Raw genomic sequence first — 10,483 nt, forward strand, 5'->3', positions numbered from 1 at the left:
GCCCCTACCTGCGCCCGTTGCCCCACCCGCTGCCCCGGCCGCGCCCGGGGCCGCTCCCGGAGGCCGGCGGGCGGGCGGCGTTCCCCGGCCACCGGCGGGCCCGCTCCCGGCCGCGGGCGCTGGCCGCCGGGGTGGTGCTCGGCGGGATCACCGCCTGCGGCTTCGCCTTCACCGAGAACGCGCTCTACCTGGGGCGGGCGTTCACCGACGACCAGCAGCAGCGGCTGGACAGCATCGGCCTCGGCGAGCCGCCGAGCCTGCGGGACTTCGACGGCACCGTGCAGACCTTCGTCCTGCGCGGGCTGCTCTCGCCGTTCGCCCACCCGCTGTTCACCGCGCTGACCGGGCTGGGCCTGGCGCTGACCCTCACCACCGGGCGCCGTGCGCTGGCCCGGCTGGCGGCGCCGGCCGGGCTCGTCCTGGCGATGGCCCTGCACGGCACCTGGAACGCCGCGGCCGACCTCGGCACCCGGGGCTTCCTGCTGGTGTACGCGGTGCTGATGGTGCCCTGCTTCGCGGCACTGGTCTGCTTCGCCGCCTGGGCCCGGACCCGGGCCGGGCGGCACACCCCGCGGGGACCGGCGCGGGGCGGGTGAACGGTGCCGGCCCGGACGGGCCCGGGGGGCGGATGTGGAACCGATTTCCCATCCGGGCGACTTCCCCGTATGGTGGTGTTCACCGACGCGGGGTGGAGCAGCTCGGTAGCTCGCTGGGCTCATAACCCAGAGGTCGCAGGTTCAAATCCTGTCCCCGCTACTCAGTAGCCGAAGGGCCCGGAGGATTCTTCCTCCGGGCCCTTCGTCATGCCCGGCCGGCTCGCTCCGGCCCTGCCCCGGACCCGTCCCGGACCCGTCCCGGACCTGTCCCGGCCGCGGCACGGTCCTGCCACGAAGGTGTAACGGCCCGGCGCGTCAAGATCGCCTAAGTAATATTTCGATCATACTGAGCGGGAAAGTCACCCGTTCGGACGCGCACTGTCGCGCCGGGTTAGGAAGCACTCATGCTCTCGAAGCGCCTTGCCGGCACCGCCGCGATCTGTCTGCTGCTCGCGGCCGGAGCCACCGCCTGCGGCGACGACAAGGACTCCGCGACGAAGCTGGACACCGCCAAGCTCAGCGCCGAGGAGATCCAGAAGAAGGCCAAGGACGCCCTCGCCGGCGCCACCTCGGTCAAGGTCGTCGGCTCCATCAGCAACGCCGACGAGAAGATGACCATCGACCTGGCGGTCGACACCAAGGGGCAGTGCAAGGGTTCCGTCACCATGCCCGGGGTGGGCAAGTTCGAGCTGCTGGGCGACGGCAAGCAGGTCTACCTGAAGCCCGACAGCGAGTTCATCGCGAACGTCGCCGGGGGCGGCGCGGACGGCGCCAAGGCCGCCGAGCTCCTCAAGGGCCGCTACATCGCGGGCGTCCAGGACGACCCGGAGATGAAGGAGCTCACCACCGCCTGCAACCTGAAGGACCTCACCAAGAGCTTCGTCGAGGACGGCAAGTCCACCGACCTCACCAAGGGCTCGGCCGGCACCGTCAACGGTGCGAAGAGCTTCAGCGTGAAGTCCAAGAACAGCAGCGGCGACGAGATGGTCCTGCACGTCGCCACCGAGGGCACCCCCTACCCGCTGCGGATCGAGAAGACCGGCAAGGGCGGCGGCCAGGCGGACTTCACCGAGATCGACAAGCCGCTGACCGTCCAGGCCCCGCCGGCCGACCAGGTCATCGACTACTCGAAGTTCAAGTCCGAGGCCACGCCCGCCTGATCCGGCGACGGCCGGCCGGAACGGCCGCGGCAAAATGCGTTGCCCTCCACCCGGTGGCCTGCCTACGCTGGCGGCACACTGAAAGGAGGTGATCCTGAATTGAGTTCCATCAGGATGCGTGAGGTGGCTGCTCGCTAGAGCCGCCCCTGCCTGCGCAGGGTGGGGCCCCAGGCCTCCGGCAGGCGAAATCCCAAGCAGTCACCCGGCCCGCGGGCTCACCGGTACATCCCCGGTGCCTCGGCGTCCGGCCCCTCGCAGGGCCCGGACGTCGCGGAGCAGCCCGCGGGCCGTCTGCGTTCCCGGACGCCGCACGGCCGGGCCGGACGGGGCCGGACGGGGCCGGACGGGTGTGTCCGCGGGCCGCGCGGGGCATCACGCCCTCGGCGTCGGGGGCATCCCCGCTAGAGTCGGCGCGCGCTCCGCAGGGGTGGGGTGCGGGCACTGGGGGTGGTGGGCGATGGCGACGACGGCGACCGGGCGGACCGGCGGCGCGGCGGCCGTGCGGACGGCGCAGCGGGCGGCGGCCGGGCTGCTGCTGGGCGCGGGCCTGCTGGGGCTGCTGCTGTTCTCGCTGGGACGGCCGCACCCCTGGCAGGCGCTGGGCGGCGGACTGGTGGTGGCCTGCGCGGCGACGCTGGCCGGCGGTGCGCTGGGGTTCCTGTTCGGGGTGCCCCGGGTGCGCGGCGCCGGGGGCGCGGAGGGCGGCGGGGGCGGGGAACCGCACGGCTCGTACGCGCCGAACACCAACCTGGAGCAGGTCTCGGACTGGCTCACCAAAGTGCTGCTGGGCGTCGGGCTGACCCAGCTCGGCTCGCTCGGCGAGCGGCTCGACCGGCTCGGCACGGCGCTCGCCCCGGCCCTGGGCGGCGGCGCGGGCACGGCGCCGTTCGCGGCCGCGCTGGTCCTGTACTTCCTGCTGCTGGGCTTCCTGGCGGGCTGGCTGCTGACCCGGCTGGCGCTGCCGCGGGTGCTCTCCGACGCCGACCAGGCGCTGGACCTCTTCCTGGCCGGGCAGGACCGGGACCGCAAGGGCGACAAGGTGGGCGCGGACGACCTGCGGATGCGCGCGATGCAGCACCTGGGTCTGGTCGGCACCAGCGCCGGCCAGCCGGACGACCTGCCCGGCTCGATGCTGCCGGCGGACCGGACCGCCGGGCCGGAGCGGGTGGTGGCCGAGGTCCGGTCGACGGCCCGGCGGTCGGCACTGACGGCGTCCCGGGTGCGGGAGCTGTTCGCGGACGGCTCGGAGGGGCGGCGGGTCCAGGCGCTGGCCCTGATGCAGGGCGATCCGGCGCTGGCCGACCTGGCGAGCGTGCTGGAGGCGATCGAGCGTCCGCGCTCCGGGTTCGAGCAGTACCACGCGCTGCTGGCGGCGCGCGGGCTGATGTCCCGGCTGCCGGCCGAGGAGGCGCGGCAGCTGCGGGACGCGGTGGCCGGGCGGCTGATGGCGCCGGACGGGATCCCGTACGGCTCGGACCGCAGCTGGCTGGCGGAGAAGATCCTCTCGGGGCTGGACACGCCGGTGTTCCTGCCGCAGCAGCCGGGCGGACCGGAGCCGGCGCAGCAGCCGGCGGCGTCCGAGCAGAGGTCCTAGCCGGCGGCCGCCCGCCTTCGAGCCCCCCGGAGGGCAGGCCGGGCAGCGTCCGGGTGCGTGCATCTGCCCGCGGGCACCTCCCGCCCGCCGGGCCGGGGGCGCGTCGCCCGGCGGCCGGGGGTTCGAGGGCGGGTCCTCAGAGCGGGAAGCGGAGCTCGGGCCGGTCCCAGCCGATCGGCGGCCGGGCCGGGAAGGTGCCGGTCCGCTCGGCGCCCATCCGCAGGTAGAAGGCCTCGGCGGGCGGGTGGGAGACGACCCGGACGCCGCCGGTGATGCCGATGGCGCGGGCGCGGTCGAGCAGGTGGGTGATCAGCCGGCGGCCGACGCCGAGGCCCTGCGCCTCGTCGGCGACGAACATCAGGTCGAGCTCGGCGGGGTCGGTGATCAGCGCGTAGAAGCCGAGCAGGTGGTCGTCGTCGGCACGCACCGCGAGGTGGACCTCGTGCCCGGCCAGGTACTCGGGCGTCACCCGGTAGCCGGCGATCATCGGCGCGTAGTCGCCGCGGTAGGCGGAGCAGTCCTGGATCAGCGCGGTGAGCCGGTCGGCGTCCGAGGCCGCGGCCGACTTGATCAACATCTCGGTCATGGTCGACGAGTATAGGGGTGAACCGCATCTGTGACCATTACGCGCGGGGCCCGGCCCGGCGCAGGACGAGCACCCGCTGAGCACGGCCGCCCCGGTCGGCGGGCGGCAGTACGCGGACCTCGCTGGCGATCCGGCGCTCGCCGAGCGCGCGGCGGACGGCGTCCAGGCGGGCGGTGCGGCGGCCCTCGCCGTCGTACAGCGGGTGGACCCGGACCTCGCCGCCGGGCGCGGTGACCCGGACCAGTTCGGCCAGCGCCGCCAGCTGCCGCTGCGGCCCGAACAGCTCGGGGTAGGCGAAGAGCAGGTAGCCGCTCAGGGTGAGGGCGAAGGTGCCGTCCGCGAAGGGGAGCCGGGGCAGCGCGGCGGCGACGTACTGCCCGGGGTGGGCGGCGCGGTCGGCGGCGAAGAGCCGGCGGGCCCGGTCCCAGCCGCGCAGGTAGTGCTCGGGCCGGCGGTGCCGGCGGGCCGGGTAGAGGTCGGGGCGGGCCTCCATCGCGGCGGCCATGGCGGCCCGGGCGGCCAGGGCCCGGGCGGCGATCTCACCGGCCGGGCGGGCGTACACCGGGTCGGCCGCGATGACCAGGCAGCCGAGCGGGCGGGCCTCGGCGGCGAGCCCGGCGGCCCCGCCGGGGCAGTCGAGCAGCGGGCCCGGCAGGGCGGCGATCCCGGCCCGGGTGAGGCCGAACAGGCCGCAGTACTCGTCCAGCGGACGGGAGGTGACCAGGGGCGCGGGCGGGGCCGCGGCCCGGGCGCGGGTGGTTCGGTCGGCCATCGCGGCCATCCGACCACGGGCCCCGGCGGGCCGCACCCGGAGGCGTCCGGGCGGGGCCCGCCGGTCGGCGGGGCCGGGGGTCAGCGGCCGAGCAGGCCGCGGGCGGCGAGCCGGTTGACGTTGGTCAGGCCGCGCACCAGCTGCGGGGTCAGGAACACGAACAGCATCCCGAGCAGGCAGACCCCGGCGATCTGCAGCGGCGACTCGATGAAGTACTCGTGCCGGACGCCGTCGCTGCCGGTGAAGTCGAAGACCCGGTAGCCGGGCCAGTCCACGTAGCGCGGGAACACCCAGTGGTAGACGGGGTAGAGGGCGAGCGCCCAGCCGACGCAGAGGAAGACCAGCGACACCGCCATGCTGAGGATCGCCCAGGGGAGCATCACCACCTGGTACAGCACGGCCTTCCAGCCGGCCGCGTCCGCGATCCGGGCGGTGATCCCGCCCCAGACGCCCGGGCGCACGGCACGGACCGGCGCCGGGGCGGGCACGTCCAGGGCGAGCAGGCCGCGCACCCGGGCGCGCTCCAGGCCGCCGAAGCCGCGGGCGGCGGCGGTCAGCGCGGCCAGCACCGGCAGGCCGAGCACGGTGACCACGGTGCCGACGCCGAAGGAGAACAGCGCGACCGCGACGGCGAAGCCGGCGACCGCCGACGGCAGGCCGGTCAGCGTGAAGCCGACCTCGCGGTAGAAGTAGGAGGTGAACGGGGCCCGCCAGGCGTACGGCGGCTCCTCGATGCGGCGGGCCACGGCGTGGCGCTCGCCGCCGTCGTACGCGTGGTGGTCGTACTCGTCGCGCTGCATGCTGTGGGTGCTCATGGCCGGTCTCGGTCCCTCGGGTCGGTCGCGGGTCGGGCTCGTGGGGTCTGTCCTGCTGACCCCCTCAGCCTGTCAAAACGCGCCCGGGCCGGACATCCGGCTCCCCGGCGAACCGGGGGTGGGGTTATCCCCCCTGAACGGCGCCCCCGGCCGGTTCGTCGTCGGCGAGCAGCGCGTACTGGTAGGCGTCGCGCCAGCCGTCGTGGCGCCGGTAGTCGTGCCGGACCCGGCCCTCCAGCCGGAAGCCCGCCCTGGTCAGCACCCGGACCGAGGCGGCGTTGTCGACATCGGCCCGGGCCTCCAGCCGGTGCAGGCCGAGCGGGCCGAAGGCGAGGTCCCGCAGCAGCCCGACGACCTCGCCCGCGTAGCCGAGCCCCCAGACGTCGCGGCGCAGCGCGTAGCCGAGGTGGGCGGCCCCGTGCGGGCGCAGACCGAGCGCGGCGTTGCCGATCGGGACGGCGCGGGCCGGGTCGTCGGCGTCCGCGAGGCGGACGACGGCCAGCCGGTAGACCTCCCGGGGCTCCCGCTCCGCCTCCTCCAGGTACTGGGCGACCTGGTCGGCGCAGGTCTCGTGGTCGCGCGGCGCGAACGGCAGGTAGCGGGTGGCCTCCGGGTCGCCGAACACCGCGTGCAGCGCCGCCACGTCCTCGGGGGTGTGGTGGAACTCGCGGACGGCCAGCCGGCGGCCGGTGAGTCGGACGGGGACCATGGCTCCCGACCCTACCCCCGACCAGCGGTTACGGTTCGTGGTTATGGAAGACGAAGACCTGCGGCTCGCCCCGCGCACCAAGGCCGCCGAACTGCTCGCCTGGGCGGAGGCGGAGGGCCGCGAGCCGGTCGCCGAGGCCCCGCTGCGGGCGGTGCTGGCGCTGCTGGAGCTGGGCGGCGGCAGGATGCACGACGGCTGGCCGGAACTGACCTCCGCCGCGGTGGAGCACCTGCTGTACGAGCGCCTGTACCTGTACGTCCAGCCGGAGCCGGGGCAGGATCCGCTGGCGTACGGCGCGGCGGTGCGGCTGCTGGTCGACCACCAGCGGGCGGCGAAGCGGCTGAACGCCAAGCGCCAGGAACGGCTGCACGCGGAGGCCGAGTGGCAGGGCGAGGTGGCGGCCGGGCTGCTGCGCCGGGCGGACCTGGTGACCTGGCCCCGGCTGTACGCGCTGCTGCTGCGCACGGCCGGGGTGGACACCGGCGACGGGGCGGCGGTGCGGGCCTGGCTGGAGGGGTTCCGGGAGCTCCCGGCGCGGGAGCGGACGGCGGCGTTCACGGCGCTGGAGGCGGACGGCGTGCTGGACCCCGTGGACGACGGGGGCTGGGACGGCGGGGCGCGGACACTGGCGGTCGGCATGGCCACCGACGGCGCCCGGCGGCTGCTGGAGCAGGGGCTGATGGAGCGCAGCTACCGGAACCTGGCGGAGCTGACGGCGCTGGGCCGGCCGATGCCGGAGGAGCTGGCCGGGGACTTCGGGGCGTTCGAGGAGGCCGCGGTCGGGGCGGCGCTGGAGCTGGCCGGCGCGTGGACGGTGCCGGGGCTGCCGCGGCTGCTGGTCGAGGAGTTCCCGGAACTGGCGCCGGAGCCGGGTCAGGCGGAGATCGACGCGTACCTGGCCGGGCTGGAGCCGGCCGGGGACGAGGCCGGCGACGGGGACGGCGCCGAGGCCCCGGACCGGGCCGGGGACGGGCTCGCGGCCGGGGCGTAGGAGCGCGCGAGGGGCCCCGGCCGGACGGCCGGGGCCCCTGGGCGCGGGCGGGGAGGCGTCAGGGGGTGACGCCGCGCTGCTCGAACCAGGCCTCCGGGTCGACGGGCGCGCCGCCGCCGGGGCGGACCTCGACGTGCAGGTGGGCGCCGGTGACGTTGCCGGTCGCGCCGACCTTGCCGATCTGCTGGCCGGGGACGACCTTGCCGGAGCCCTTGATGATCGAGGAGAGGTGGCAGTACCAGATCTCGGTGCCGTCGGGCAGCGTCTCGACGATCCGGTAGCCGTAGGCGCCGGCCCAGCCGGCCGAGGTGATGGTGCCCTGGCCGACCGCGTAGACCGGCTCGCCCTGGTCGGCGGCGAAGTCCAGGCCGGTGTGCAGGTGGGCCCAGTAGCGGGCGCTCTGGCCGTAGTGGGCGGAGAGCCGGTAGTCGCGCACCGGCAGCTTGATGGCGGCGAGCTTGGCCTTCTCGGCCTCCTCGGCGGCGCGCTTGGCCTGCTCCTGCTGGGCGACCTGGGCGGCGCGCTTGGCCTCGGCCTCCTGGGCGGCCTGGACGCGGGCGTTCTCCTCGGCCGCGGTGCGCTGGCTGTCGGCCTGCTGCTGGATGCGGGCGGCGAGGGCGAGGCCGGGGTCGGCGGAGAGGGTGGCCGGCAGCTCGTCGGGCGCCTCGACGGCGGGCGCGGCGGCCGGGGTGGCGGAGGCGAAGCCGGTGGCGCCCAGGGTGGCGGCGACGGCGGTGACGCCGAGCAGCGGAGCGGTGCCGCGGCCCTGACGGGGCATCCGGTGCCGGCTGGTCCCGTCGGCCGGCGGGGCGGTCTCGTCGGCGGGGCCGCCGAAGGGGCCGTGCCCGGTGAACGGGCCGGGGTGGTCGAGCAGCTGGGTGCCGGACGGGTGTGCCGGGGTGTGCGTCGACGCCACGGAGGCGCGCTCCTTTCCTTCCTTCGCGCCTACCGGGTTAGCTGACGGGTTCGGAGCAGGAAGGTCTCCTACGGCCGGGCCTGGGCCTGGCCGATTCACCCCAAGGAACGTGGTTCCCCGGCTCCCTGGCCTGCCCGGAGGCCGGCCGGCGGGATTAGGCGACGGCGCACGGTGCCGTCTGGGTACGGCGTTGCGGACCGCGCTGCGTTATCAAACGTTAATCCGAGAGCCCCCCGATTCCAAGCCGTCCGTTGCCGGCGGCGGGATACGGACCGGGTACCACGCGACCCGATGGGCGATTTGGGACGTTTGATGACAACTGACACTACCGAACGTGTCGGGACGTCAACGAACGACCCCTCACTTGAGTACGCCTACTCATGTGCGACCGGGCCGGGCGCGGCCATCCTGACGCCATGAGCGCACCGATGCAGTCCCGCACCACGGCCGCGTACCACATCCAGGCCGTGCTGTCCTTCGCCCTCTCCGCCGCCGCCCTCGGCATCGGGATCGCCTTCCTCCCGGTGGAGCCGTGGACCCGGGCGTTCCTCGCCCTCGGCCTGCTCTACACGATCACCTCCACCTTCACCCTCGCCAAGGTGGTCCGGGACAAGCAGGAGACCTCCGAGCTGGTGACCCGGGTCGACCAGGCGCGGCTGGACAAGCTGCTGGCCGAGCACGACCCGTTCCGGGTGGAGGGCGTCTGACCGGACGCCGACGGCGGGTCGCGGCCGGACGGGCGGGCGAGAGTCGATAGCTTGACGGCTAAGGCTATTAGCCTTAGCTTTATGGCTATCGGCACTCCGCCGACGGTCCCGCCCCAGGAGGCTCCCCATGAACGGCACCCTCGCCCCCGTCACCCGCCACCTCGACCTGCCCGGCGGCCGGATCGCCTTCGACGACACCGCGCACGGCGAGGGCGTCCCGGTCGTGCTGCTCCCCGGGATGCTCGACAGCCGGGCCGCCTACCGGCACCTGCGCCCGCTGCTGGCCGCCGCCGGCCGCCGGGTGATCACCATGGACCTGCGCGGCTTCGGCGAGTCCTCGATCCTCTGGGACGACTACTCCCCCGCCGCGATCGCCGGTGACGTCCTCGCCCTGCTGGACCACCTGGGCATCGAGCGGGCCGTGCTGGCCGGCAACTCCTACACCGGCGCCAGCGTCGTGAAGGCCGCCGGGGACGCCCCCGGCCGGGTCGCCGGCATCGTCCTGCTGGACGCCTTCGTCGAGAACGTGCCGCCGAACGCGCTGCAGCGCCTGGTGGTCGGTGCGATGGGCGCGATGCTGGTGCGCTCGCCCGGGTTCTGGGGCCTCTACCACCGCACGATGGCCTTCCCCGGCCCCAAGCCGGCCGACCACGAGGAGTACGTGGCCGGGCTGGTCGCCGCGATGCGCACCCCGGGCCGCAGGACCGCCACCCGCGGCTACGTGCGCGGCGACTCCGCGCCCGTCGGCTGGACGGCCGCCGTGCGCTGCCCGGCGCTGGTGGTGATGGGCTCGAAGGACCCCGACTTCGCGAAGCCGGAGCTGGTCGCCGACCGGCAGGCCGCCGCGCTGAACGCCCGCAAGGTGATGATCGAGGGCGCGGGCCACTACCCGATGGCCGACCACCCGCGGGCCACCGCCGACGCCCTGCTGTCCTTCCTCGCCGACCTGGCCTGAGCGCCGCCGCCGTCCCGAAGCGTCCCGAGCCCGTCCCCCGCCCCCGCCCCCCGTTCCCAGGAGAACCGCAGTGCCCCGAGTCGGACTGACCCCCGAGCAGGTCGTCGGCCACGCCCTCGCCCTCATCGACGAGCAGGGCCCCGAGGCCCTCACCCTGGCCGCCGTGGCCGCCCGCGCCGGGGTCGCCACCCCCTCGCTGTACAAGCACGTCAGCGGCGGCCTGGCCGAACTGCGCCGGCTGGTGGCCGTCCGGGTGACCGGGGAGCTGGCCGACCGGCTCGCCGAGGCGGCACTCGGCCGCAGCGGGGACGCCGCGGTCGCCGCCGTCCTGCGGGCGTACCACGCCTACGCCACCGAGCACCCGCACCGCTACGGCGCCCTGCCGCAGGCCCCGCAGCCGGACCCGGACCTCACCGCGGCGGCCGGCCGGCTGGTCGGGGTGATCGTCGCGGTGCTGCGCGAGTACGGGCTGGAGGGCTCCGAGGCGATCCACGCCGCCCGCACCTTCCGCTCGCTGGCCCACGGCTTCGCCGCCCTGTCCACCGGCGGCGCCTTCCAGCTCGCCGAGGACCTCGGGGAGACCCAGCAGCGGATGATCACCGTGCTGACCGCCGGTCTGCGCGGCTGGCCCCGCCCCTGAGCGGCGGGGCCGAGCACGCCGAAGGGCCCGGAGCGGGATCTG

Annotated in this window: 12 protein-coding genes, 1 tRNA gene and 1 riboswitch; of the genes, 8 read left to right on the forward strand and 5 right to left on the reverse strand. The window is 75.5% G+C overall.

Translation table 11 applies throughout. The features are described from left to right. The 4 genes from ACFXAM_RS34920 to ACFXAM_RS34935 form a co-directional block, all read left to right on the forward strand. Nucleotides 1-596 (forward strand): PrsW family glutamic-type intramembrane protease (locus ACFXAM_RS34920; protein WP_380297489.1); only part of this gene is annotated, 596 nt, incomplete at its 5' end. 86 nt (nucleotides 597-682) lie between these two features. Beyond that, nucleotides 683-756: transfer RNA gene (locus ACFXAM_RS34925), tRNA-Met, on the forward strand. A 244-nt stretch (nucleotides 757-1,000) separates the two neighbouring features. After that, a complete protein-coding gene (locus ACFXAM_RS34930; RefSeq protein ID WP_380297491.1) occupies nucleotides 1,001-1,756 on the forward strand; it encodes a hypothetical protein in 756 nt (251 codons plus the stop codon). A gap of 457 nt (nucleotides 1,757-2,213) precedes the next feature. Then, nucleotides 2,214-3,350, forward strand: a complete 1,137-nt coding sequence (locus ACFXAM_RS34935; protein ID WP_380297493.1) for a hypothetical protein — start codon at nucleotides 2,214-2,216, stop codon at nucleotides 3,348-3,350. 136 nt (nucleotides 3,351-3,486) lie between these two features. Here ACFXAM_RS34935 and ACFXAM_RS34940 read toward each other — a convergent pair whose 3' ends face one another. The 4 genes from ACFXAM_RS34940 to ACFXAM_RS34955 form a co-directional block, all read right to left on the reverse strand. Continuing rightward, complete coding sequence (locus ACFXAM_RS34940) at nucleotides 3,487-3,936, reverse strand: GNAT family N-acetyltransferase (protein ID WP_380297495.1); 450 nt, start codon at nucleotides 3,934-3,936, stop codon at nucleotides 3,487-3,489. A 37-nt stretch (nucleotides 3,937-3,973) separates the two neighbouring features. Beyond that, complete coding sequence (locus tag ACFXAM_RS34945) at nucleotides 3,974-4,708, reverse strand: class I SAM-dependent methyltransferase (RefSeq protein WP_380297497.1); 735 nt, start codon at nucleotides 4,706-4,708, stop codon at nucleotides 3,974-3,976. Between the two features lie 80 nt (nucleotides 4,709-4,788). Next, nucleotides 4,789-5,523, reverse strand: a complete 735-nt coding sequence (locus ACFXAM_RS34950) for a sensor domain-containing protein (protein WP_380297499.1) — start codon at nucleotides 5,521-5,523, stop codon at nucleotides 4,789-4,791. Nucleotides 5,524-5,647: 124 nt separating this feature from the next. Beyond that, nucleotides 5,648-6,232, reverse strand: a complete 585-nt coding sequence (locus ACFXAM_RS34955) for a GNAT family N-acetyltransferase (RefSeq protein ID WP_380297501.1) — start codon at nucleotides 6,230-6,232, stop codon at nucleotides 5,648-5,650. A 43-nt stretch (nucleotides 6,233-6,275) separates the two neighbouring features. Here ACFXAM_RS34955 and ACFXAM_RS34960 point away from each other — a divergent pair, with 43 nt between their 5' ends. After that, nucleotides 6,276-7,223, forward strand: a complete 948-nt coding sequence (locus ACFXAM_RS34960) for a hypothetical protein (protein ID WP_380297503.1) — start codon at nucleotides 6,276-6,278, stop codon at nucleotides 7,221-7,223. 58 nt (nucleotides 7,224-7,281) lie between these two features. On the opposite strand, the gene ACFXAM_RS34965 is transcribed toward ACFXAM_RS34960, so the two are convergent. Continuing rightward, complete coding sequence (locus ACFXAM_RS34965) at nucleotides 7,282-8,139, reverse strand: M23 family metallopeptidase (protein ID WP_380297505.1); 858 nt, start codon at nucleotides 8,137-8,139, stop codon at nucleotides 7,282-7,284. A 12-nt stretch (nucleotides 8,140-8,151) separates the two neighbouring features. Continuing rightward, nucleotides 8,152-8,310, reverse strand: a riboswitch (cyclic di-AMP (ydaO/yuaA leader). Nucleotides 8,311-8,555: 245 nt separating this feature from the next. Between ACFXAM_RS34965 and ACFXAM_RS34970 the strand changes: the two genes are divergently transcribed. From ACFXAM_RS34970 to ACFXAM_RS34980, 3 genes are all read left to right on the forward strand, one after another. Then, entirely contained in the window at nucleotides 8,556-8,846 is a 291-nt protein-coding gene (locus tag ACFXAM_RS34970; protein ID WP_380297507.1) for a YiaA/YiaB family inner membrane protein, read from the forward strand. 127 nt (nucleotides 8,847-8,973) lie between these two features. Next, nucleotides 8,974-9,801 (forward strand): alpha/beta fold hydrolase, encoded by an 828-nt coding sequence (locus tag ACFXAM_RS34975; protein WP_380297509.1) that lies wholly within the window; start codon nucleotides 8,974-8,976, stop codon nucleotides 9,799-9,801. Nucleotides 9,802-9,871: 70 nt separating this feature from the next. Next, nucleotides 9,872-10,441, forward strand: coding sequence for a TetR/AcrR family transcriptional regulator (locus tag ACFXAM_RS34980; RefSeq protein ID WP_380297511.1), 570 nt, complete (start codon nucleotides 9,872-9,874; stop codon nucleotides 10,439-10,441). Nucleotides 10,442-10,483 lie beyond the last annotated feature (42 nt).

The organism is Kitasatospora sp. NPDC059462 (assembly GCF_042749955.1).
Classification (GTDB): domain Bacteria; phylum Actinomycetota; class Actinomycetes; order Streptomycetales; family Streptomycetaceae; genus Kitasatospora.